Raw genomic sequence first — 21,882 nt, forward strand, 5'->3', positions numbered from 1 at the left:
CGTTCCGGTGTTTCACTCAAAAGTATGATTATTTTTGAGGTGTTTGTATCAGAATGCGGGCCGCGAGCAAGGCCGGGCTTGGTGCGAGTGGCGGCTTAACGGCTCATTTTCAGATCGGCCATGGCAATGACGTTGCCCGGTGCCGCGTCACGCCCGTAGCGAAGCGTGACCACCTTGTAGCCCTCCTTCTCAAGTCTGTTGAGCAGGCCCGGCAGCATGATCGCAGTACGTTGGTGGATATCGTGCATCAGGATGATGCCGCGACCGCGCCGATGCAGCTCCTCCATGGTACGCTCGAGGACGATAGCCGGCTTGACGGTGAAATAATCCTTGCTGTCGATATCGACATCCATGACGATCATGTCGCGCTGGGCAATCGCCGAGCGCAGGCTTTTCGTGTCGGCGAGATAGGGGAAGCGGAAGAAGTTGACATCGGTACCGATGGCCTTCGAGACGGCATTCTCGCCTTTGACGACCTCGGCTATGGCCATGTCGAAGCTCATCCTGGCGAGATCCGGATGGCGGTAGGTATGGCTGCCGATGGCATTGCCGTCGTCGAGAACCTTGCGGGCAATCGCTGGATGGGCGGCGGCCATTTCTCCGACCATCATGAAGGCACCCTTGACGCCGAACTGGTCGAGTGTCGCAAGGATTTTCTCGGTCTTTCCCGGCATCGGGCCATCGTCGAAGGTGAGGATTACTTCCTTGTCGGCAAGCTTGAGGTCGTGCAGGGACGAGACCGTCAGTGTCCGACCGGCAAGATGGTGCCAGTAGCCTCCCCAGGCGGTCGGCTCCATGGCAATGGGATCGTGGGCCTTGAGCGGTGCAGTGACAGTAGCGCCCGGCGCGTAGGAGGTTTTCAGCGACATCTCTGTCGTCGGTTTTGTCGCGCAGCCGGCGAGCATCAGGCTGGCCAGAAGGCCGGCGACAACGGGACGTGAGAACATGGGAATCGCTCAATCAAGGGAGGAATATTGAGACGATATTTTCTGATTATGGTTAACGAGGTGTTGACGAAGGCGGTTCGCCCGCAGATGCCGTCGTGGTCCCGGCGCGCATGTTGGCGACTGTTGCCGATCGGCATCAACGTTGGGTTGATCGCGCGACCGTGAGCCGAGCAATCCGTCCTTTAGACAGGGGACGGAGGCGGGAAAGCAAACAGGCTAAATGAAGGTTGCGCCTGCTTGCCTGGAGGAAATGCGACGCTGGCGGTCACCCCGCCATCGCTGCCTCGTATTCGTCCGAGAGCAACATCCACTGCTCTTCGCTCTTGGCGATCTTGGCCATCAGGTCGGCGCGTTCCTTGACCTTGGCTGCGGCCTTGTCAGGAAACTTGTCGTAGATCTCCTGGTCTTCCAGTTCGCGGTCGAGAGCCTGAATCTGCTTCTGCAGTTTCTGCGTCAAAGCCTCGACATCGTTGATCTTTTTCTTCAGCGGTGCGTTGGCGGCGCGCTTGTCGGCGTTGGCCTTGCGCTGCTCGGCCTTGTTGGCCTTGTCTTCCGGGCTCTTCTTGCCGCCCTTGCCGCCGCGCGATGCAGCAACGATGGTGTTGCGGTAATCCTCGAGGTCGCCGTCATAGTTCATGACGGTGCCGTCCTTGACGAGCCACAGCCTGTCGGCGGTGGCTTCGATCAGATGGCGGTCATGCGAGATCAGGATGACGGCGCCGGAATATTCGTTCAGCGCCTGGATCAGCGCGTTGCGGCTGTCGATATCGAGATGGTTGGTCGGTTCGTCGAGGATCAGCAGGTTCGGCGCGTCGAAGGCGGCAAGCCCCATCAGCAGGCGTGCCTTTTCGCCACCCGACAGATCCTTCGCTGCGGTTTCCATCTTGGCGGTCGCAAGCCCCATCTGGGCAACGCGCGCCCGCACCTTGCCTTCGGTGGCGCCTGGCATGCGGCGACGCACGTGCTCGACGGCCGTCTGCTCGGGAATGAGGTCGTCCAGCTGATGCTGGGCAAAGAAGCCGATCTTCAGGCCGGATGCGGTCTTGACCGAACCCGGTGAGCCAGGAAGACGGCCGGAGATGAATTTGGCAAATGTTGACTTGCCGTTGCCGTTCGAGCCGAGCAGCGCGATGCGGTCGTCGGTGTCGATGCGCAGGGTCAGGTGCTGCAGGATCGGCTTGCCCGGCGCATAGCCTACGGAGCCGCTCTCGATGGCGATGATCGGGGAGGCGGCTTCCTTCTCGGGATCGGGGAACTTGAAGCCCTGGACATTGTCCTCGATGACCGACGAGACGGTGCCCATGCGCTCCAGCGCCTTGACGCGGCTCTGCGCCTGGCGGGCCTTGGAGGCCTTGGCTTTGAAGCGGTCGATGAAGGACTGCAGATGCTTGCGCGCCGCATCGTTCTTGACCTTGGCCTTCGTCTGCAACTCGTTGGCTTCAGCGCGCTGGCGCTCGAACTGGTCGTAGGAGCCGCGATAGAAGGTCAGCTTCTGCTGGTCGAGATGGACGATGGCGTTGACTGCGGTGTTGAGCAGGTCGCGGTCATGGCTGATGATGATCACGGTGTGCGGATAGCGGCTGATATAGTCTTCCAGCCACAGCGTGCCTTCAAGGTCGAGATAGTTGGTCGGCTCGTCCAGCAGCAGCAGGTCTGGCTCGGAAAACAGCACGGCGGCAAGCGCCACGCGCATCCGCCAGCCGCCGGAAAAGCTCGAGGCCGGACGCAGCTGCGCCTCGGCATCGAAGCCGAGACCTGCAAGGATGCTCGCTGCCCGCGATTCCGCCGAATGGGCGCCGATGTCGGCCAGCCGCATGTGGATTTCGCCGATGCGATTAGGATCGGTCGCGGTCTCGGCTTCGGCCAGCAGCGCCTCGCGCTCCTTGTCCGCCTTCAGCACGATTTCCAGCAGGGGCTCTTCCGTACCCGGCGCTTCCTGCGCGACCTGGCCGATGCGGGCATTCTTCGGAATGGAGACGTTGCCCGTCTCGCTTTCCATGTCACCGGTAATGATCTTGAAGAGCGTCGACTTGCCTGCACCGTTCTTGCCGACGAAGCCGGCCTTTATGCCGGCCGGCAGCGCGATGCTTGCCTGGTCGATGAGAAGGCGCCCTGCGATGCGGGCGGAAATGTTGTTGAGCGTGATCATGGGGCGGTTTTGACCGAACTTGCCCTTGAAGGCAAGAGTGTGCGCTGCAATACGGTTCGCGCGACGGCAAACAGTCCGCCGAAGGTTTAAGGGCGCGCGTCGTGGCTGAACAGCTGTATCGGATGGCGGCGGTTGGCTTGCGCGCTGGCAAGTGCCGCCTCGGCGTGGGCCATGAGTTGGGCTGCCGATGGAGCGTCGGTGCTGAGCGCAATGCCGGCAGAGATACTGAGCCGGCCCGGATCGCTTTTGTCAGAGGTTGCATAGACCAGCGTTTCCTCGACTGATGTCCGAAGCCTTGCAGCGATTGCCCGAGCGCCCTCGGTATTCACGTCTGTCACCAGGAAGCAGAAGTCGTCGCCTGTCATGCGAACGACGAGATCGTTCTTCTTGATGCTCTTGCGGAAAAGCCCGCCCAGCTTCTTCAGCAGGTGATTGGCGGCCTGCGGTCCGAACTTGCCGTTGAATGCCCCGAAATCGTCGATGTCTACCATGATCAGCGCAATCCCCTGGGCGCTGTCTTCGTCGTACAACTCTATCAGCCGGTTGATGAGGGCAATCTGGTTGGGCAGCCCGGTGATGCGGTCGGTGGCAACGGCGGTGCGGATTGCCGCGTTGCCCTTTTCCAGCGTGGCGATCCTGTCCATCTGGTCAGTCAACTTTTCCGTCAGCCCGGTCTCGTAGATCATCAGGTTGGTCAGCGAGGCGTTGAGGAAATCCATCTCGGCGGAAAATGCAGCAAGGCTCTGCATCGGGTCTTCGTTGACAGACTGTGTGATCGTTTCGACGGCTTGAACGAAACTCTGCTTGTGCCTCAGGCCCTCGGCCAGTTGCCCGGCGACGTCGCGCAGCATCCGTGCTGTCTCTGACTGGGTATTCTCGGCGACCAGTCCGCAATGGCTGACAAGGCGGTACCTGAGGCCGATCTCGTCGAGCATGGCCTGCGAAGGGTGGCTGCCGAGAAGAGCGATCTCGTTCGATAGGCTGCGGTCGGCGCCGAACAGTGCCTCATGGAAAAGCTGGTAGTTGCGCGGCAACCCGCGGACCTTGAACTTGGCCATGGCGTGGCCAACCTTCTGGAGGTCGACCGGACCGAGCATCGAATTGGCCGAAGTCGCAGCAGCGCCTGGCGTTGGGTGTTTCATCGCTTTGTCCTGCTTGAGGTCGTCCTGCGCCTGGCCGTTTGGGTAATCGCTCTCGATTTGCGGCCTGCCGGGTTAAAACGGCTTTAAGGTAGCCCGGTATGGCGCCGTTTTTCGATAGTATCGGCTGGCGGGGTTAACGGGCGGTTGCAGCCAGGCGACTGTGACGGTCCCGTGAAATTGCCGCATCCCCCTTGTTTTCAGGCGGGCAGGCGGGTAAAGACCGCCAACTTTTGCCGCAAAACGAAGGATTTGAACCATGGCCACTGAACGCACCTTTTCGATGATCAAGCCTGATGCAACCAAGCGCAACCTGACCGGCGCGATCACCAAGATTCTCGAAGATGCCGGCCTCAAGGTCGTTGCTTCCAAGCGCGTCTGGATGAGCAAGCGCGAAGCCGAAGGCTTTTACGCCGTGCACAAGGAGCGGCCTTTCTTCGGCGAACTCGTTGACTCCATGACATCTGGCCCGACGGTCGTTCAGGTTCTCGAAGGCGAAGGCGCCATCCTCAAGAACCGCGAAGTCATGGGCGCAACCAACCCGGCTAACGCTGCCGAAGGCACGATCCGCAAGCTGCACGCCCTGTCGATCGGCGAGAACTCGGTTCACGGTTCGGACGCTCCCGAAACCGCTGCCGAGGAAATCGCTTACTGGTTCTCCGGCACCGAAATCGTCGGCTGAATCAAGCTCTCGGCATCTTTGCCGAAGCCATTGAACTAACTTGTCAAAGCCGGGTCGTTCGCGTCCCGGCTTTTTCGTGGCTGCGATCAGCCGGCGGCGCATTTTTCCGGCGAGAAATCGATGCTGCCGTCGGGCTTTACCAACTCGGGATTGACGCTATAGCCCGGCCCGACGACCAGCGGCCTTGCTGTCAGCACCGATTGGTCGACATCCGATATGACCTGCGTCTTGATGGTCTGGAATGTCCGGCCGTCGCCGTCCACCAGCCGGATGTTGACGGCATAGGGCCGATCCTTGCGGACGCAATGGACGGCTGGGCTTTGCAGCGTGATCTTGTCCCAGAGCGGAAATATCTTTTCCTTCACCACCAGCGGCTCGCCACCCATCGGGTTTTCGAATTCGGCAATGGCAAAGCTGCCATCCGGCATCGGCGCCTTCAGCGCAAGATTGACGAGGTAGGTCGCAGTTGAGACGCGGTAGTTGAAGACGAAGTACCGGCCGTTCAACTCGGTCGGACCGTCGCTGTCCTGCCGCTGGCAACCGCCCAGCGTCAAGAGGGCCATGGTGACTGCGAATATCTCTCTGGTTCTCATGACGGCACCTCCTGCTTCTTGCGCCTGTAGTGCCGGCTTGCCTTTACCCGGTTGCCGCAGACGGCCATGTCGCACCAGCTGCGGCTACGGTTCTTGCTGCGGTCGACAAACAGCCAGCCGCAATTGCCGCAGATCTTCATGCGGTCCTGTTCCGGGTTCGCGAGCAGCCGCAGCGTCGAATGTACGGTCGCGCTGGCAAGACTGTCAGGCGTGGTGGCACCGCGCAAACATGTTGCCATGGCCGCGAGCAGATCGGCCAGCAAAGCATCCGATGTCGTGCCCAGCACCACCGCCCGGAAGTAGCCGTCGATCGCTTCCCTCAGATGCAGGAATGCAGGCGCCTCGGAGGATTTCAGTGGCTTGATATCGCCGAACAATGCCCGTTCGGCGCAGAACTGCATTGCCGCAGGCGCAAAGTCTTCGAGATGTTCCGGTGTCGCAAAACGGTCGATGCTGCGTGTTGCGTCGTGTCGCAGGATGACGCTGTTGGCGACATCGAGCGCAAGGCCGCCACCGGAAAAGCGATGAGGGGTCCAGGAAAAGCTCATGCCGCAAATAATAACTGGTAAAACCTATTTTGCCAGTTATTATTTCAGCCGTGGGGAGGGGTGGCATGGCCTATCTGTTGCAGCAACTGGCGAACGCTGTGCCGCTCGCAGCACTCTACGCCGCCCTGGCTTTCGGCTATGCCATTGCCTTCGGTGTCACCAGGCGGCCCGATATCACCTATGGCGCGCTGTTTGCCTTTGCTGGCCAGATGCTGCTGCTGTTCAGCGATGTCGGCTACAACCGGCTCATCCTCGTGCTACCCGCAGCACTGGCATTCGGAGCAGTGCTCGCCTTCGTCTACACGCTCGGCGCGGGTCTGCTCATTGGTCGCTCCGTCATCCAGCCACTGGCAAAGACATCGCCGAACACGGTGATCGTCGCCGCCTTCGGTGTCCTGATCGTGCTGATGGAAACCGCGTCGCTGGCGATGGGCAGCCGGCCGCGCTGGCTGCCGCCGTTCCTCAATGCGCCGGTGGTGCTCTGGAACGACATCAGCTTCCCGGTGACGCTGACGGAAATCCAGCTGCTGGACACGGCCCTCATGTCAGCGATCGTCCTCGGCGGCGCGGCGGTGCTGCGCTACACCGCCTGGGGGCGCATCTGGCGCGCCGTAAATGAGGAGCCGCTCGCCGCCCAACTTTGCGGCCTGTCGACCAGCCGGGTCTTCCTCACAGCCTATGGCAGCGCAACCCTGATTGCCACGGTCTGCGGGTTGCTGTCGACATCCTACTACGGCACCATGGATTTCGGCGCCGGGATGATGTTTGGATTGAAGGTGCTGTTGATTGCTTCGGTCGGCGGCTACGGCAATCCGCTGAAATCGGCGGGCGGCGCAGCGGCACTGGCGTTTGCGGAGACGCTGTGGAGCGCCTACGGGCCGCTGCTCTGGCGCGATCTCATGGTGTTCACACTGCTGGTTGTTTTGCTGGTCATCAGCCGGCGGGAGCGGGTCATTCCCTGAGCGTCACCTGTCTGCGGTCCATCTCGTCCGCGCCGCATCGTCCGCATCGCGGGCCGCCACCCAGTCTCCGGCCTTGCCGTCGGCAGCATGTTCTTTTTTCCAGAAGGGGGCCGCCGTCTTCAGGAAATCCATGACGAAATTGGCGCCGTCGAAGGCGGCCTGCCGATGGCTCGAGGCGGCAATGACGAGCACGATGTTTTCGCCGGGGAGGATGCGGCCGAAGCGGTGGATGGCCGTCAGGCCGCGCAGTTCGAAGCGTTCAATGGCAGCGGTGGCGATTCTCTCCATCTCGGCCTCGGCCATGCCAGGATAATGTTCGAGTTCCAGCGCCGCGAGACTGGCACCTTCGTCCCGGCAGAGGCCAGAGAAGGTGACGACCGCGCCGATCTCGTGGCGTCCTCGCGACAGCTTCGCCACCTCCGCCTGCAGGTCGAAATCCTCACGCTGGACGCGGATCGTTGGCAGAATGGGAAGAACGTCGGCCATCCCCGTCAGCCGCCTGTCATCGGCGGAAACAAAGCAATCTCCCGCGCGCCGACGATGCTCTCGTCATGCTCGACATGTTCCATATTCACGGCAATTCGGATGGCATCCGGAAATTCCAATGCCATCTCGTACTCTTCGCCCAGCGTCTTCAAATGATTGAGGAGATCGGCACCGGTAATCACATCGGCGGGAAGAACCAGTTCGTCCTCGCCCCGGCCGATCCGTTCGCGCACCCAGGCGAAATAGACGAGTTTGGTCATCCCTCGTCGTCCACGATGTGCTTCAGACCGACGCGGAAATAGTCGTAGCCGGAATAGATCGTCAGGATCGCCGAAATCCACAACAGCGCGATGCCTATCTGAGTCGTGTGCGGGAGGATTTCTTCGCCGGCGGGGCCCGCCAGCAGGAAGGCGATGGCCACCATCTGCGCCGTCGTCTTCCATTTGGCGATACGCGTCACCGGCACGCTGATGCTGACCTTCAACTGCGCCAGATATTCACGCAGTCCCGACACCAGAATTTCGCGGCAGAGGATGATGATCGCCGCCCACAGCGACCAGCCGGCAATCGTCTGGTCGGCTGCGACCAGTAACAGGATCGAGGCGATCAGCAGCTTGTCGGCGATGGGATCGAGCATGCGGCCGATATTCGATGTCTGGTTCCAGATCCGCGCCAGATAACCATCCAGGAAATCGGTGATCGAGGCGATGATGAAGATCCATAGCGCGACCCAGCGCGCCGTGTTGCTGATCGAAAGCTTTCCCTCGACGAAAAAGCAGATGACGATGAGCGGCACCGCCAGGATGCGTCCGTAGGTGAGGAGATTCGGAATGTTATATGCGCGCGATGCCATGAAAATCGTTTCGTTTGGAGCGTCCGGGTAGAATGACGGTCATTGCTCTATAGCGTCAATATTGTTTCAGTTTTTCCGCCGTCATTGCGTAGAATTTGCGACCTGCCGCTTTTATTTCGCGGCGTCGTCGTGAAAGTGATTGTAGACGAGCTTCGCCACGGTCTCTGAAATCCCCTCGACGGCGAGCAGGTCGGTGTATCCTGCCCGCGACACGGCCTTTGCGGTTCCGAAGTGCTGCAGCAATGCGCGTTTACGCGAAGGTCCGATACCGCCGATCTCGTCGAGCGGATTCTTGACGAACTCCTTCTTGCGGCGTGCCCGGTGCGATCCGATCGCAAACCGGTGCGCCTCGTCGCGCAGGCGCTGGATGAAATAGAGAACCGGGTCGCGCGGTGGGAGGGTGAAGTTATCGCCGGACGGCGGAAAGAATCGCTCTCTGCCCGCCTCGCGGTCGACGCCCTTGGCAACACCGATGGCAATGACGCTGTCCGTGATGCCGAGTTCGTCGAGGATGGCGCGCACCGCCGTCATCTGTCCCTGGCCGCCGTCGATCAGGATGACGTCGGGCCAGGCTGGGAAGGGCAGGTCGGCCGCATCCTCGCTGATCGCCTTGGTCCGGTCCGGCAGGCCTTCCTCTTTCAACAGGCGCGAAAAACGCCGCATCATCACTTCGCGCATCATGCCGAAATCGTCGCCGGGGGTGATCTCCGTCGATTTGATGTTGAACTTGCGGTACTGGCTTTTGACAAAACCTTCCGGTCCGGCGACGACCATGCCGCCGACGGCATTGGTGCCCATGATGTGCGAGTTGTCGTAGATCTCGATGCGCTGCGGCACATAGGGCAGCTTGAATGTTTCCTTGAAGCCTTCGAGCAGCCGCGACTGCGAGGCGGTCTCGGCCAGCTTGCGACCGTGCGCCTCGCGGGCATTGCCGACGACGTGGTCGACCAGGTCCTTCTTCTCGCCGCGCTGCGGCACCAGAATGGCGATCTTGTAACCGGCCTTTTCCGACAGCGCGGCTGCCAGAAGCTCGATTTCCTCGACGGTCTCCGACAGCAGGATCTGGCGCGGCACCGGCTTGTCGTCGTAAAATTGCGCGAGGAACGAATTCAGTACCTCGGCGCCTGACAGAGACGGATCGGCGCGCGGAAAATAGGCCCGGTTGCCCCAGTTCTGGCCGGTGCGGAAGAAGAACACCTGGATGCAGGATATGCCGCCCTCGTGGTGGATGGCGAAGATGTCCGCTTCCTCGACGCCGGCCGGGTTTATGCCCTGATGGCTCTGCACATGCGACAAAGCCGAAAGCCGGTCGCGATAGACGGCTGCACTTTCGAAATCGAGGTTCTCGGCCGCCAAGTTCATCGCATCGGCAATATGCGATTTGACGTTCTGGCTTTTGCCCGAGAGAAAATCCTTGGCTTCCTGCACCAGTTCGCCATAGCCGTCGTCGCTGACTTCGTGGGTGCAGGGAGCGGAACAGCGCTTGATCTGGTGCAGCAGGCAGGGCCGGGTGCGCGTCTCGAAGACGCTGTCCGTACAGGTGCGGATCAGAAAGGCCCGCTGCAGCGAGTTGATCGTCCGCCCCACGGCGCTGGCTGAGGCAAAGGGGCCGAAATAGGCGCCCTTTCGGCTGCGCGCGCCACGATGCTTGAAAATCGCCGGTGCCCGATGATCACCGGTAATAAGGATATACGGAAAGGATTTGTCGTCGCGCAGCAGCACGTTGTAGCGGGGGCGCAGCCGCTTGATGAGGTTGGCTTCCAGCAGCAGCGCTTCTGTTTCGGTGCGGGTCGTAACGAACTCCATGTTCGCCGTCTCGCGGATCATCTTGGCGATGCGGTTCGAGTGGCCACGACCGAGAGCGTAGTTGCTGACGCGCTTCTTCAGGCTGCGGGCCTTGCCGACATAAAGCACGTCGCCCGCCTCGTTGAACATGCGATAGACGCCCGGGGCATTCGGCAGCCGCTTGACGAACTCGCCGATGAGCTCGGCGCCCTTCAGCCCGGTCTCGTTCTTTCCGCCTTCGTTCCAGTCGACGGCCACCGTCAGGGCAGGGACGGCGATGCCGCCGCCCTCGACCTCGATGTCATCGTCGGTATCGTCCGATTCGTCGTAGAGAACGCCGCCCTCGGGCAGCTTTCTGGCATTCATTCAGCGGTCTCCGGCACGTCGGGCGTCTCCCAGGCCAGGTGCTGGCCTCCATCCAGGGCAATCATTTGGCCCGTGATCGAAGGCGTGTCAAAAAGAAAGCGGACCGTCCGGCCGAATTCGTCGAGCCCCGGGCCTGCCTTCAGCAACAGCCCGTCGATCTGCGCCTGGAAATCCTCCGGCGCCTGCCGGCTGCTGGCGAGCGTCGGGCCCGGCCCGATTGCGTTGACCCTGATTCGCGGCGCAAAAGACTGGGCGAGGGTTTGAGTGGCCGTCCAGAGAGCCGCCTTGGAAAGCGTGTAGGAATAGAAACGCGGATTGAGAGCCCAGACCCGCTGGTCGATGATGTTGACGATCAAGCCGGGTACGCTGTCCGGGAGTTGTCGGGCAAATTCAGCCGCCAGGATGGAGGGTGCCCGCACATGGACGGCGAAATGCGCCTCAAACGCCTCCGCATCGAAAGCGTCTGCCGTGTCCGAGCGGAAGGTCGAGGCATTGTTGATCAGCAGATCCAGTGGCCCGAGAGCCGAAACCGTCCGTTCGACAAGGGTCGAGACCTCGAAATTATTTTGAAGGTCGGCCTTGACGGCAATTGCCTTGATGCCGTCAAGCCTCAATTCCGCCGCCAGGGCTTCCGCCTCGACCATCGATGTATCTGCGTGAATTGCAATATTGAATCCGTTAGACGCGAGATCCCGGGCCATTGCACTGCCTATCCGGCGGGATGCGCCGGTGATCAGCGCGGTTCGGAGTTTGTTATCGGTCAAAATGTCGCCTTTTCACTGCGTTGGTCGGATTAGCACTTATATAGGGAGCCGATAGACCATAGGAAGCCACTCCGATGCAGGGGCAGGGGAGACAAATCTTCTATGTAGATCTTGAGATATATTTGAATAAAATTAAGTATAGTCTCTTTAATAATTTGTTATGGTTAACGATTGTCCTGTGGCGTTAAAGCAACATCGAATTTCAGCCATTCGGTTGCCACAATGATTTCACAATTTAGCTCTTCCAAATCCGCAATTGCATTCCAATTTACAGTCATCCGGGAGGGAATATCCAGGAATTGCTCGGACCGTTCGAACGCCAGGACAGTAGGCGACGGAACGAGATTATTAGGAGAATAAAAGTATGCGTAACATCATCACGACCCTCATGGCTTCGGCTTTCGTTATCGGTGGTTTCTCGGCTGCAATGGCTGCCGACGCTGTCGAACAGATTCCTCAGCCTCCCGTCGCTCAGGACGCTCCCCAGGTCAGCAACTGGGCCGGCTTCTACCTCGGCGCGGCTGGCACCTACAACATGGGCAAGATCAAGGGCCAGGGCGGCAGCGCTGACGCTTTTGGCGGCCAGGTCTACTCGGGCTACAACTGGCAGGACGGCCAGATCGTATACGGTATCGAAGGTGACGTAGGTTACTCCGGCGCCGACAGCACGAAGAACGGCATCACAGGCAAGAACGAAACCAACGGTTCGGTTCGCGCTCGCCTCGGCTACGACTTCAACCCCTTCATGCTGTACGGCACGGCCGGTGTTGCTGCTGGCCAGAACAAGATGTCTGACGACACTTCTTCTGACAAGAAGACGGCTGTTGGCTGGACGGTTGGTGCTGGTGCCGAAACGATGGTCACCAACAACATCTCTGCCCGCCTCGAATATCGCTACACCGACTACGGCAAGAAGAACTTCGATCTCGACTCCGGCAGCGTATCGCGCGGCTACGACGAAAATAGCGTCAAGGTCGGTATCGGCTACAAGTTCTAAGACTTGGTCTGATGTTACGGAAGAAGCCGGGTTCGTCCCGGCTTTTTTCGTTTCTAGGCCTGTAGAAAGGCGAGGTCGGCAACGAAACCCTGCCGTTTGCTATCGCACCAGCCAATCTTGACCGGAGCGGCGGCGTCAAAGCCTCCTACTGCGGCTTCAGTTCCGGAAATGCCGGAAAGCGCTTTTCGAAGTCTCGCAGCCAATAGACCAGTGCCTTGTGATCGTCTTCCCACTCGCCGGCGAATCGCAGTTGTAGGTAACCCAGCATTGCCGCCATGGCAAAATGGCCGCCGTTCAGCTTGCGACCGATCTTCGGCGTGTCTTCGTTGAGGTAGGTAAGCGCTCGCTGGGCCTTGGCCCACTGGCGGTCGATCCACGGCTGGAACACCTTCTCTTCCGTGCGGAACCGCCGCTCGTAGATGATCGACAGCAGGCAGTCGCATGTGCCGTCGCAAAGAGCCTCGAGGACATCGGCCTTGGTGCGCTTGGTCTGGCTGCCGGGATAAAGCCGCTTGCCTTCCATGCGGCCGAAATAATGGTTGATGCCACGGCTGTCGAAAACGGAAAGACCGTCGTCGGTAATCAGTGTGGGAATTTTACCGAGCGGGTTGTTGTCGAGGAGAATTGCAGGCCCGGCATTGGTGTCGACGCTGATTTCTGTAAGCTTGATATCGAGATAGCGTGCCGCCATCCTGACCTTGGACGAGTACGGCGATGTCGACGAGCAGAGAAGCTTCATGGTTGTCTTTCCAAAACGGGAAGGGGAACTCTCAGATGTCTTCGTTGGCATCGGGCTTGCGGCTCGGTTGCTCGCCGCGCAGCCAGAAGGCCCGGTTTGAGGAGAAACGGTCCTGCGCAAGGATATCCTTCAACACCGGCAGCAGGGCGTGCAACTCGTCCTTGAGCGTGAAGGGCGGATTGACGATGATCAGGCCGGAGCCTGACAATCCGGTGAAATCGCGTTCGGTGCGCACCGCAAGTTCGGCACACAGCATCTTCGGGATCTCGAGCGCCTGAAGCGCCTCGTGAAACGCCTTGATCGGCGCATCCTTCTTCAGCGGATACCATAGGCAATAGGTGCCGCCCGGAAAGCGGCGATAGGCGCGCGCCAGTCCGTCGACCAGCCGGTCATATTCGCCTTCGATTTCGAATGGCGGGTCGACCAGCACGATGCCGCGCTTTTCCTTCGGCGGCAGGTGGGCGCCGAGCGCCAGCCAACCGTCGAGTTCCGTCACGCGCACCTGGTGGTCGCCCTCGAACAGCCGGTGCAGCCGGCTCGCATCTTCCGGGTGCAGTTCCATCGCCGACAGGCGGTCCTGCGGCCGGAACAGCAGGCTCGCCAGCTTCGGCGAGCCGGGATAGAATTGCAGGCCACCGTCAGGATTGAGCGCATTGACGGCGGTGAGATAGGGCTCGAGCAGTTCCGCTGCCTGCGCTGGCAGGTCCGCGGCCATAACCCGGCCGATGCCATCCAGCCATTCGCCGGTCTTCTGGGCTTCCTCCGACGACAAATCGTAAACGCCGATACCGGCATGAGTGTCGAGCAGCCGGAAGGCCTTGTCTTTCGTCTGCATGTAGCGGACAAGCCGAGCCAGGACCGCGTGCTTGAAGACATCGGCGAAATTGCCCGCATGGTAGATGTGCCGATAATTCATTTTCGGTGATGCCTGCATGAAATGTTGCGATGCACCGGTTTTGCTCTTTTTGCCGGCCTCGCCTTGAAATATACAGTTGCGATGAACATTGCGACCCCCATTCCGGCAAAAGCGAGAATCGGCCACACGGCCTGTCCGCACGACTGTCCGTCCACTTGCGCCCTCGACATCGAGATTTCCGAGGACGGCCGCATCGGCCGCGTTCGCGGGGCCGGCGATCATTCCTATACCGCAGGCGTCATCTGCGCCAAGGTCGCCCGATATGCCGAGCGGCTGTACCATCCCGATCGGCTGATGAAGCCTGTCCGGCGCTTGGGCGCTAAGGGCGAAGGGCGATGGGGAGACATTTCCTGGGACGACGCGCTGGATGAGATCGCCAACGCCTTCGTCAAGGCAGAGGCGAAGGACGGAAGCGAAGCCATCTGGCCTTATTTCTACGCCGGCACGATGGGCTGGGTGCAGCGCGACTCGATCGAGCGTTTGCGCCACGCGAAGCGCTATTCCGGGTTCTTCTCGTCGATCTGCACCAACCCGGCCTGGACCGGCTTCACCATGGCGACCGGCGTGTTGCGCGGTCCCGACCCGCGCGAGATGGGGCGTACCGATTGCGTGGTCATCTGGGGCACCAATGCTGTCGTCACCCAGGTCAATGTCATGACCCACGCGATCAAGTCGCGCAAGGAACGTGGCGCCAAGATCGTCGTCATCGATATCTACGACAATCCGACGATGAAGCAGGCCGATCTTGCGCTGATCGTCAGGCCCGGCACCGACGCAGCCCTTGCGTGCGCGGTCATGCATATCGCCTTCCGTGACGGCTATGCCGACCGCGCCTATATGGCGAAATACGCGGACGATCCGGCGGGCCTCGAGGCACATCTGAAGACCCGCACCCCGGCATGGGCCGCCGACATCACCGGTCTGACGGTCGAGGAGATCGAGGCTTTCGGTGCGCTCGTCGGCCGCACGAAGAAGTCCTATTTCCGCCTCGGCTACGGCTTTACCCGCCAGCGCAATGGCGCCATCGCCATGCATGCGGCAGCTTCGATCGCCACCGTACTCGGCTCTTGGCGATACGAGGGCGGCGGCGCCTTCCATTCCAACAGCGATATCTTCCAGATGAGCAGCGCCGAACTGACCGGCCGCGCCATGAAGGACGAGGATATCCGGATGATCGATCAGTCGCAGATCGGCCGGGCGCTGACGGGCGATGCCGAAGCCCTTCGCCATCGCGGCCCGGTGACCGCGATGCTGATCCAGAACACCAATCCCGTCAACATCGCGCCCGAGCAGCGGCTGGTGAAGCGCGGCTTTGCCCGAGACGACCTGTTTGTCGCCGTCCACGAGCAATTCATGACCGACACCGCATCGATGGCCGATATCGTCCTGCCGGCGACGATGTTCGTCGAGCATGACGACATCTACCGTGCCGGCGGCCAGAACCACATCCTGCTCGGCCCAAAACTGGTCGAGCCGCCGAAAACGGTGCGCAGCAACCTCTTTGTGATCGAGGAACTGGCCAAGCGCCTCGGCGTCGCCGACCGCCCGGGTTTCGGCTTCACGGCCCGCGAGATGGTCGACCGCATCCTCGCCGACAGCCATCTTCCGGATTACGACTATTTTCTCGAGCACAAATGGTTCGATCGCCAGCCGGATTTCGACAAGGCGCATTTCATCGACGGCTTTGCCCATCCCGACGGCAAGTTCCGCTTCCGGCCGGACTGGAGCAACCAGCCGGCGCCGAACCGTCCGCCGAAATCGATCGGCCTGCTCGGCCCGCATGCGGAATTGCCGACCTTTCCCGATCAGGTCGACGTGATCGAGGTCGCGGATGCAGAGCATCCATTCCGGCTGGCGACATCGCCGGCCCGAAACTTCCTGAATTCCAGCTTCGCCGAGACCAAGACCTCGCGACAGAAGGAAGGTCGCCCGGAAGTCATGATCAATCCGAGCGATGCCGAAGCGCATGCCATCGCCGATAGTGACCTCGTGCGTATCGGCAATGTCAGGGGCGACATCCGCCTTCACGCCCGCATCACCACCGAGGTCAAGCCCGGCGTGCTGATCGCCGAGGGGCTTTGGCCGAACAGCGCACATGTGGACGGCGAGGGCATCAATGTCCTGACCGGGGCCGATCCTGTCGCGCCCTATGGCGGCGCTGCCGTCCACGACAACAAGGTCTGGCTGCGCAGGGATGTCCAATGACGAAATTTGAGAAAGCCGGCGTGGCAATCGTCGCGCAGACCACGCTGTCGAAGGGCTGGACCGAGCTCAGCAGCTACGACATCGACTACACCGCCTCGGATGGCGCGACCCACCGCCTGAAGCGCGAGATCTACCATCGCACCCCTGCGGCCACGATCCTGCTCTACGATCCCCACAAGGAGACTGTCGTTCTCGTCCGCCAGTTCCGCCTTGCCGCCCATCTGAACGGCGATGCCGGCTGGATGATAGAGACGCCGGCCGGTCTTCTCGACGGGGAGGAGCCGGAAGCAGCCATTCGCCGAGAAGCGATGGAGGAAACCGGATATCACGTGCGCGACGTCAGGTTCCTGTTCAAGGCCTATATGGCACCGGGTGCAGTGACCGAGGTCGTCCACTTCTTCGCTGCCGTCATCGACACCGGCGATCGTTTGTCGGAAGGCGGTGGACTGGTCGAGGAGCACGAGGATATCGAGGTCATGGAAGTGCCGCTATCGGAGGCACTGTCGATGATAGAGACCGGCGCCATCATCGACGGCAAGACGATCATGCTGCTGCAATGGGCTGGGTTGAACCGCGACCGTCTCGCCTGAGCGCTCCCGCTCATTCGGTCGCCGACGTTCATGCAACGGTCATCGACCACGGTTAAGGGCTGCGCCTTGATACGCCGGCATACGCCAAGGAGGTTCCCATGTGGCTCAACAATTTCAAACTCGTCCTTGCCGATGAAGTGATCGACAAAGGCGCCGTCCGGATCGACGACGGGGCGATTGCCGAGATCAGGGCAGAACCTGTGGCGGAGGCCACCTTCGAGGGCGGCGGGCGGTTGCTGATGCCCGGATTTGTCGACCTGCACGGCGACATGATCGAGCGCGAGATCGCGCCGCGGCCGAATGCGATGATGCCGATCGATTTCGGCATCCACGAACTTGACAAGAAACTGGCGGCCTCGGGCATCACCACGGCCTACGCCGCGCTGTCATTCGCGACCGAGAGCGTCTACGGCCATATCCGCTCGTTGGAAAATACGCGTGCCATCATCGAAGGCATCCACCGGCTGAAGGCCGGCCTGCTGGTCGATCATCGCGTTCATGCCCGCTACGAGATCACCAACCTTGCAGCCTCGCCGGTGCTCGAAAAGCTCATCGAGGACGACCTCATCGACATGGTGTCGTTGACCGACCACACGCCGGGCCAGGGTCAATACAACGACGTCGAAGCCTATATGGAGCGGATGTCGGCGCAGAGGGGCATTTCGGCGGAGGCTGCGGCCGAAGTCGTCGCCCTTCGCATGGAACGCCGCAACAATCCCGAGGTTGACAAGCGGCTGCGCGAGATCACCGATCTATCAATGAAGCACCGTATCTCGCTCGCCTCCCATGATGACGACAGTGCCGCCAAAGTCGTCGAGATGAACGGTTTCGGCATCACCATCAGCGAGTTTCCGGTGACGCTCGAAGCTGCAGAGGAAGCCCGTCGGCTCGGGCTGTGGACGCTGATGGGTGCCCCGAATGCGCTGCGTGGCCTGTCGATGATCGGCAACCTCAGTGCGCTCGATGCCGCCCGCGCCGGGCTGCTGACCATCATTGCTGCCGATTATCATCCGGCCGCATTTCTGTCGGCGACCTTCAAGATTGCCGATGCGCTGGAGGGCGACCTTCCTGCAGCCGTTGCAATGGCGAGCCGCAATCCGGCGCGTGCAGCAGGCCTGATGGACCGGGGAGAGATCGCTGTCGGACAGAAGGCCGATCTGATCGCCGTGGAGCCCGGCGCCGTGCCGCGTGTCCGGGCAACATTCCGCAATGGCCGCGTGGTTTACAGCGACGGCACGCTGCACCCGCTGCATCTGCATCCGGCGCTGGTCGCCTGATCGCCGGAAGACTGCCTTTCAGGCCTTGTCTGGGTCGACCAGCAGGGCGATCAGTTTCTTGAGAGCCGGAGGGATCAGCGTTCCGCCGGCCTCGTTGGTGGTGACGGTGACGCCTTTTTCCATCCGCACCTTGCCCTCGGCAATCAGCCTGAGTGCGAGGGGATAGAGCTGGTGCTCGATGGTGAGCACCCGCGCGGCCAGCGTCTGGGCATTATCGTCCACCAGTACGGCGACAGAACCCTGGCCGATGACCGGGCCTTCATCCATGCCCTCGGTGACGAAATGCACGGTACAGCCGACGATCTTCATGCCGGCGTCCAGCGCCCGCTGGTGGGTGTTCAGGCCGGGAAACAGCGGCAGCAGGGAGGGATGGATATTGATGATCCGTCCCTTGTAGCGCTTGATGAAATCGCCGGTCAGAAGCCGCATGTAGCCGGCAAGGCAGATGATGTCTGGTTGAAGCTCGTCGAGCCGCTCAAGGATTGCCGCTTCATGGGCTTCCTTGCTTTTGAAATCACCGCGCGGGATGGCGAAGGCCGGGATGCCTTCCGCTTGTGCCTTGGCAAGGCCAGCAGCCTCGGCCCGGTCGGAAATGACGCCGACAATTTCGGCAGCATAGTCAGGCGCCTGTGCCGCCTTTATCAGCGACATCATGTTGGAACCGGTGCCGGAGATGAAGATGACGGCGCGTTTGCGCGTTTCGCTCATAGGGCGAGGGTTCCTTTGTAGACGGTGCCTGCCGCGCCCTCGGCACGAGCGATCATCCGGCCGAGAACGATGACGCTTTCGCCTTCAGCCTCGAGGGCTTTCGTAACGCGATCGACATTCTCTTCGGCAACGACGACGATCATGCCGACGCCGCAGTTGAAGGTGCGCAGCATCTCGTTCGCCTCGACGCCACCGGTCTTGGCCAGCCACGAGAAGACGGGCGGCACCCTGACGGCGGAAAGATCGATCTCGGCGGCAAGGTTCTTCGGCAGTACGCGCGGTATGTTTTCCGGAAAGCCGCCGCCGGTGATGTGAGCCAGCGCCTTCAGCGCACCGGTCTCGCGGATCGCCTTCAGCAGCGGCTTGACGTAGATGCGGGTCGGCGTCAGCAGCGCCTCGCCGAGGGTCTTTCCCTCGGCAAACGGGGCAGGGGCATCCCATGCGAGGCCGGACAGCGTGACGATCTTGCGTACTAACGAGAAGCCGTTCGAATGGACGCCGGAGGAGGCAAGGCCGAGAATGACGTCGCCCTCGGCGATGTCGCGCGTCGGCAGCAACTGGTGGCGCTCGGCAGCACCGACGGCAAAGCCCGCCAGATCGTAGTCGCCGTCGGAATACATGCCGGGCATTTCGGCGGTCTCGCCGCCGAGCAACGCGCAACCTGCCTCGCGGCAGCCGGCAGCGATGCCTTCGACGATGGCTGCTCCCTGGTCCGTGTCGAGTTTGCCGGTCGCAAAATAATCGAGGAAGAACAAGGGCTCGGCCCCCTGGACGACCAGATCGTTGACGCACATGGCGACAAGATCGATGCCGACGGTGTCGTGATAATTGGCGTCGATGGCGATCTTCAACTTGGTGCCGACGCCGTCATTGGCGGCGACCAGGATCGGGTCGGTAAAGCCTGCGGCCTTCAGGTCGAAAAGGCCGCCGAAACCGCCGATTTCGCCATCCGCACCGGGCCGGCGCGTCGAGCGCACCGCCGGCTTGATTTTCTCGACGAGGAGGTTGCCGGCATCTATGTCGACGCCTGCGTCGCTATAGGTAAGGCCGTTTTTTCCCGACTGGCTCATGCTGCGTCTCCGGTCGGCGCTCTTGCGCCCTGGCAATAGGGTTTTGACCGGGTCGCCATTGCATGGCAAGTCTCTTTATGCAAGGCGTTGGCGATCAAACCCCCGATTTTCACCGACCGTCGGCCGATCCCGCCATTGCCCGTTATCATCTTGACGCTAGTTGAGCGGCTATCCTATGTGCTAATTCAACGTCACCAGCAGCAAAGATCAGGAATATCATGGAGCAACAACCATCGAGCGTCACCGATCTGAAGCGGCAGGTCTTTTTCTGGCTCGCGATCCTGGCTTTCTTCATTGCCTTCCTTTTCCTGTTCAGCTCGATCCTGCTGCCCTTCATCGCCGGCATGGCGATCGCCTATTTTCTCGATCCGGTCGCCGACTGGCTTGAGCGGCGCGGTCTCAGCCGGACCATGGCGACCCTCGTCATCCTCGTCGTTTTCGTGCTGATCTTTGCGCTGGCGCTGACGATCCTGATTCCGATCATCGTCAACCAGTTCAACGACTTCCTGCAGCATTTGCCGGGCTACGTAGAGCAGTTCCAGAAGTTCATCACCAATACGCAGAATTCGATCGTACCGCAGTGGATCCGCAATCAGGCAGGCACGATCAAGGACAACATCTCGACGATCATGTCGGATGGCGTCAGCTTCGTTGCCGGGCTGTTCGGGCAGATCTGGAGTTCCGGCAAAGCGCTGGTCAATATCGTCTCGCTGATGGTCGTCACACCCGTCGTCGCCTTCTACATGCTGCTCGACTGGGATCGCATGATCGCCAAGGTCGACGCCTGGATCCCACGCGAGCATGTCGGTTCCGTCCGCCAGATCGCCCGCGAGATCGACCAGGCAATCGCCGGCTTCATACGCGGCCAGGGCTCGCTGTGCATCATTCTCGGCGTCTACTACGGCGTCGGCCTGTCGCTGGTCGGCCTGAATTTCGGCCTGCTGATCGGCATGTTCGCGGGCATGATCAGCTTCATCCCCTATGTCGGTTCGCTGGTTGGCCTGTTTCTCGCAGCCGGTGTCGCGCTGGTGCAGTTCTGGCCCGACTACCCCTGGATCGCGCTGGTGCTGGCCGTCTTCTTCACTGGCCAGTTTCTGGAGGGGAATATCCTGCAGCCGAAGCTGGTCGGTTCGAGCGTCGGCCTGCATCCGGTGTGGCTGATGTTTGCGCTGTTTGCCTTTAGCATCATGTTCGGCTTCGTCGGCCTGCTGATCGCAGTGCCGGCAGCGGCCGCCTGTGGCGTGCTTGTCCGCTTCGCCCTTTCGCGGTATCTTGAGAGCGACCTTTACCATGGACGCAAGCTGATCCTGCCGGCGCGCAAGGTTATCGACAGCAACATCGAGAAATAAAGCGACCATGAGCGATGTGAGGAAGGCTGATCCGAGGCGCCGCGGCGCCGAGCAGCTGCCGCTGGCATTCGTTCACGATGCCGCCAGCGGCCGCGACGACCTGCGCGTGTCCGCACGGCTTCAGGCAGCCGTTGCCATCGTCGACAGCTGGCCCGCCTGGCCGTCGCCTGTGGTGATCCTGGCTGGCCCCGTCGGCTCAGGCAAATCCCATCTCGCCAGCATCTGGCGCGAGCAGAGCGGCGCCGTCGAGATCCACCCCGTCAAGGGCGCCAATGCCGCGCTTGCAGCGGCTGCGGGACCGGTGATCTTCGAGGATGCGGACAGGGCGGGCTTCGACGACACCGAACTCTTCCATGTTATCAACAGTGTCCGCGAAAACCGCACCAGCCTGATGATCACCAGCCGGTTGTGGCCGATCTCCTGGCCGGTGACACTTCCGGACCTGATCTCGCGTCTCAAGGCGGCAACGACAGTCGAGATCGGCGAGCCCGATGAGGAGTTGCTGTCGCAGGTCATCGTCAAGCTGTTCGCCGACCGCCAGCTTTATATCGATGACAAATTGGTTCTCTATATCGTCGGCCGCATGGAGCGTTCGCTTGGCGCCGCCCAGACCATTGTCGACCGGCTGGATCGCCTGGCCTTGTCACGAGGCACCCGCATCACGCGAGGACTCGCGTCTGAGGTATTGAATGAATTGGGCAATTTCGATTCAATGTGATTGACTGTGACAGTTTCTTCGTCAAATTGATGTCCAACG

The 21,882-nt window shown here is 61.0% G+C and carries 22 protein-coding genes; 8 read left to right on the top strand and 14 right to left on the bottom strand.

The genetic code is table 11. The features are described from left to right. Positions 1-95: 95 nt before the first annotated feature. The 3 genes from J5274_RS10300 to J5274_RS10310 all read right to left on the bottom strand — a co-directional run bounded on the left by J5274_RS10300 (position 96) and on the right by J5274_RS10310 (position 4,238). On the bottom strand, positions 96-947 hold the full coding sequence (locus J5274_RS10300) for a polysaccharide deacetylase family protein (protein WP_142829663.1): 852 nt from the start codon (positions 945-947) through the stop codon (positions 96-98). 265 nt (positions 948-1,212) lie between these two features. Then, positions 1,213-3,096 carry an ABC-F family ATP-binding cassette domain-containing protein gene (locus J5274_RS10305; RefSeq protein WP_142829661.1) on the bottom strand — a complete coding sequence of 628 codons (1,884 nt, stop codon included), beginning with the start codon at positions 3,094-3,096 and terminating at the stop codon, positions 1,213-1,215. Between the two features lie 86 nt (positions 3,097-3,182). After that, entirely contained in the window at positions 3,183-4,238 is a 1,056-nt protein-coding gene (locus J5274_RS10310; protein ID WP_224128267.1) for a GGDEF domain-containing protein, read from the bottom strand. 256 nt (positions 4,239-4,494) lie between these two features. On the opposite strand from J5274_RS10310, the gene ndk reads away from it, so the two are divergent. Continuing rightward, the gene (gene ndk / locus J5274_RS10315) at positions 4,495-4,917 is read left to right on the top strand and encodes a nucleoside-diphosphate kinase (RefSeq protein ID WP_142829659.1); all 423 of its coding nucleotides are present in this window, start codon (positions 4,495-4,497) and stop codon (positions 4,915-4,917) included. A gap of 86 nt (positions 4,918-5,003) precedes the next feature. Here ndk and J5274_RS10320 read toward each other — a convergent pair whose 3' ends face one another. Further along, positions 5,004-5,510: a hypothetical protein gene (locus J5274_RS10320; RefSeq protein ID WP_142829657.1), complete on the bottom strand. Its 507-nt coding sequence runs from the start codon at positions 5,508-5,510 to the stop codon at positions 5,004-5,006. After that, entirely contained in the window at positions 5,507-6,058 is a 552-nt protein-coding gene (locus tag J5274_RS10325) for a CGNR zinc finger domain-containing protein (RefSeq protein WP_142829655.1), read from the bottom strand. Before J5274_RS10325 ends, J5274_RS10320 begins: the two co-directional genes overlap by 4 nt. 65 nt (positions 6,059-6,123) lie before the next feature. Here J5274_RS10325 and J5274_RS10330 point away from each other — a divergent pair, with 65 nt between their 5' ends. Continuing rightward, positions 6,124-7,020, top strand: coding sequence for a branched-chain amino acid ABC transporter permease (locus J5274_RS10330; protein ID WP_142829653.1), 897 nt, complete (start codon positions 6,124-6,126; stop codon positions 7,018-7,020). A 3-nt stretch (positions 7,021-7,023) separates the two neighbouring features. On the opposite strand, the gene J5274_RS10335 is transcribed toward J5274_RS10330, so the two are convergent. The 5 genes from J5274_RS10335 to J5274_RS10355 form a co-directional block, all read right to left on the bottom strand. Continuing rightward, a complete protein-coding gene (locus tag J5274_RS10335) occupies positions 7,024-7,506 on the bottom strand; it encodes a molybdenum cofactor biosynthesis protein MoaE (RefSeq protein WP_142829651.1) in 483 nt (160 codons plus the stop codon). A gap of 5 nt (positions 7,507-7,511) precedes the next feature. Further along, positions 7,512-7,766, bottom strand: a complete 255-nt coding sequence (gene moaD / locus J5274_RS10340; protein WP_142829650.1) for a molybdopterin converting factor subunit 1 — start codon at positions 7,764-7,766, stop codon at positions 7,512-7,514. After that, positions 7,763-8,359, bottom strand: coding sequence for a CDP-diacylglycerol--glycerol-3-phosphate 3-phosphatidyltransferase (pgsA, locus tag J5274_RS10345; RefSeq protein WP_142829648.1), 597 nt, complete (start codon positions 8,357-8,359; stop codon positions 7,763-7,765). Before pgsA ends, moaD begins: the two co-directional genes overlap by 4 nt. A 111-nt stretch (positions 8,360-8,470) precedes the next feature. Continuing rightward, positions 8,471-10,510, bottom strand: coding sequence for an excinuclease ABC subunit UvrC (uvrC, locus tag J5274_RS10350; RefSeq protein WP_143122968.1), 2,040 nt, complete (start codon positions 10,508-10,510; stop codon positions 8,471-8,473). Further along, entirely contained in the window at positions 10,507-11,274 is a 768-nt protein-coding gene (locus J5274_RS10355; RefSeq protein WP_142829645.1) for an SDR family oxidoreductase, read from the bottom strand. The genes uvrC and J5274_RS10355 overlap by 4 nt, the downstream gene beginning before the upstream one ends. A 364-nt stretch (positions 11,275-11,638) precedes the next feature. On the opposite strand from J5274_RS10355, the gene J5274_RS10360 reads away from it, so the two are divergent. Beyond that, on the top strand, positions 11,639-12,271 hold the full coding sequence (locus J5274_RS10360; protein ID WP_142829644.1) for an outer membrane protein: 633 nt from the start codon (positions 11,639-11,641) through the stop codon (positions 12,269-12,271). Between the two features lie 145 nt (positions 12,272-12,416). On the opposite strand, the gene J5274_RS10365 is transcribed toward J5274_RS10360, so the two are convergent. Next, positions 12,417-13,010, bottom strand: coding sequence for a glutathione S-transferase family protein (locus J5274_RS10365; protein WP_142829643.1), 594 nt, complete (start codon positions 13,008-13,010; stop codon positions 12,417-12,419). Between the two features lie 31 nt (positions 13,011-13,041). Then, on the bottom strand, positions 13,042-13,926 hold the full coding sequence (locus tag J5274_RS10370) for a 23S rRNA (adenine(2030)-N(6))-methyltransferase RlmJ (protein WP_142829642.1): 885 nt from the start codon (positions 13,924-13,926) through the stop codon (positions 13,042-13,044). Positions 13,927-13,947: 21 nt separating this feature from the next. On the opposite strand from J5274_RS10370, the gene J5274_RS10375 reads away from it, so the two are divergent. The 3 genes from J5274_RS10375 (at position 13,948) to J5274_RS10385 (ending at position 17,998) form a co-directional block, all read left to right on the top strand. Next, positions 13,948-16,131: a molybdopterin-dependent oxidoreductase gene (locus J5274_RS10375; RefSeq protein ID WP_142829640.1), complete on the top strand. Its 2,184-nt coding sequence runs from the start codon at positions 13,948-13,950 to the stop codon at positions 16,129-16,131. Further along, on the top strand, positions 16,128-16,721 hold the full coding sequence (locus J5274_RS10380; protein WP_142829638.1) for an NUDIX domain-containing protein: 594 nt from the start codon (positions 16,128-16,130) through the stop codon (positions 16,719-16,721). Before J5274_RS10375 ends, J5274_RS10380 begins: the two co-directional genes overlap by 4 nt. Positions 16,722-16,819: 98 nt before the next feature. After that, a complete protein-coding gene (locus J5274_RS10385) occupies positions 16,820-17,998 on the top strand; it encodes an alpha-D-ribose 1-methylphosphonate 5-triphosphate diphosphatase (RefSeq protein WP_142829636.1) in 1,179 nt (392 codons plus the stop codon). Positions 17,999-18,016: 18 nt separating this feature from the next. Here J5274_RS10385 and purN read toward each other — a convergent pair whose 3' ends face one another. Continuing rightward, positions 18,017-18,706 (bottom strand): phosphoribosylglycinamide formyltransferase, encoded by a 690-nt coding sequence (gene purN, locus J5274_RS10390; protein ID WP_142829634.1) that lies wholly within the window; start codon positions 18,704-18,706, stop codon positions 18,017-18,019. Further along, positions 18,703-19,776, bottom strand: coding sequence for a phosphoribosylformylglycinamidine cyclo-ligase (purM, locus tag J5274_RS10395; RefSeq protein ID WP_142829632.1), 1,074 nt, complete (start codon positions 19,774-19,776; stop codon positions 18,703-18,705). The genes purN and purM overlap by 4 nt, the downstream gene beginning before the upstream one ends. Positions 19,777-19,994: 218 nt before the next feature. Between purM and J5274_RS10400 the strand changes: the two genes are divergently transcribed. Continuing rightward, positions 19,995-21,125 (top strand): AI-2E family transporter, encoded by a 1,131-nt coding sequence (locus tag J5274_RS10400; protein ID WP_142829630.1) that lies wholly within the window; start codon positions 19,995-19,997, stop codon positions 21,123-21,125. 7 nt (positions 21,126-21,132) lie between these two features. Then, entirely contained in the window at positions 21,133-21,843 is a 711-nt protein-coding gene (gene hdaA, locus J5274_RS10405) for a DnaA regulatory inactivator HdaA (protein ID WP_142829628.1), read from the top strand. The last annotated feature ends 39 nt before the right edge of the window (positions 21,844-21,882 follow it).

It is taken from the genome of Rhizobium sp. L51/94 (assembly GCF_019355555.1).
GTDB lineage: Bacteria > Pseudomonadota > Alphaproteobacteria > Rhizobiales > Rhizobiaceae > Rhizobium > Rhizobium rhododendri.

Excerpts from the sequence above, each read along its gene's own strand:
- J5274_RS10300 (WP_142829663.1), bottom strand. The coding sequence starts at position 947 with ATGTTCTCACGTCCCGTTGTCGCCGGCCTTCTGGCCAGCCTGATGCTC.
- J5274_RS10305 (WP_142829661.1), bottom strand. The coding sequence starts at position 3,096 with ATGATCACGCTCAACAACATTTCCGCCCGCATCGCAGGGCGCCTTCTC.
- J5274_RS10310 (WP_224128267.1), bottom strand. The coding sequence starts at position 4,238 with ATGAAACACCCAACGCCAGGCGCTGCTGCGACTTCGGCCAATTCGATG.
- ndk (WP_142829659.1), top strand. The coding sequence starts at position 4,495 with ATGGCCACTGAACGCACCTTTTCGATGATCAAGCCTGATGCAACCAAG.
- J5274_RS10320 (WP_142829657.1), bottom strand. The coding sequence starts at position 5,510 with ATGAGAACCAGAGAGATATTCGCAGTCACCATGGCCCTCTTGACGCTG.
- J5274_RS10325 (WP_142829655.1), bottom strand. The coding sequence starts at position 6,058 with ATGAGCTTTTCCTGGACCCCTCATCGCTTTTCCGGTGGCGGCCTTGCG.
- J5274_RS10330 (WP_142829653.1), top strand. The coding sequence starts at position 6,124 with ATGGCCTATCTGTTGCAGCAACTGGCGAACGCTGTGCCGCTCGCAGCA.
- J5274_RS10335 (WP_142829651.1), bottom strand. The coding sequence starts at position 7,506 with ATGGCCGACGTTCTTCCCATTCTGCCAACGATCCGCGTCCAGCGTGAG.
- moaD (WP_142829650.1), bottom strand. The coding sequence starts at position 7,766 with ATGACCAAACTCGTCTATTTCGCCTGGGTGCGCGAACGGATCGGCCGG.
- pgsA (WP_142829648.1), bottom strand. The coding sequence starts at position 8,359 with ATGGCATCGCGCGCATATAACATTCCGAATCTCCTCACCTACGGACGC.
- uvrC (WP_143122968.1), bottom strand. The coding sequence starts at position 10,510 with ATGAATGCCAGAAAGCTGCCCGAGGGCGGCGTTCTCTACGACGAATCG.
- J5274_RS10360 (WP_142829644.1), top strand. The coding sequence starts at position 11,639 with ATGCGTAACATCATCACGACCCTCATGGCTTCGGCTTTCGTTATCGGT.
- J5274_RS10365 (WP_142829643.1), bottom strand. The coding sequence starts at position 13,010 with ATGAAGCTTCTCTGCTCGTCGACATCGCCGTACTCGTCCAAGGTCAGG.
- J5274_RS10370 (WP_142829642.1), bottom strand. The coding sequence starts at position 13,926 with ATGAATTATCGGCACATCTACCATGCGGGCAATTTCGCCGATGTCTTC.
- J5274_RS10375 (WP_142829640.1), top strand. The coding sequence starts at position 13,948 with ATGTTGCGATGCACCGGTTTTGCTCTTTTTGCCGGCCTCGCCTTGAAA.
- J5274_RS10380 (WP_142829638.1), top strand. The coding sequence starts at position 16,128 with ATGACGAAATTTGAGAAAGCCGGCGTGGCAATCGTCGCGCAGACCACG.
- J5274_RS10385 (WP_142829636.1), top strand. The coding sequence starts at position 16,820 with ATGTGGCTCAACAATTTCAAACTCGTCCTTGCCGATGAAGTGATCGAC.
- purN (WP_142829634.1), bottom strand. The coding sequence starts at position 18,706 with ATGAGCGAAACGCGCAAACGCGCCGTCATCTTCATCTCCGGCACCGGT.
- purM (WP_142829632.1), bottom strand. The coding sequence starts at position 19,776 with ATGAGCCAGTCGGGAAAAAACGGCCTTACCTATAGCGACGCAGGCGTC.
- J5274_RS10400 (WP_142829630.1), top strand. The coding sequence starts at position 19,995 with ATGGAGCAACAACCATCGAGCGTCACCGATCTGAAGCGGCAGGTCTTT.
- hdaA (WP_142829628.1), top strand. The coding sequence starts at position 21,133 with ATGAGCGATGTGAGGAAGGCTGATCCGAGGCGCCGCGGCGCCGAGCAG.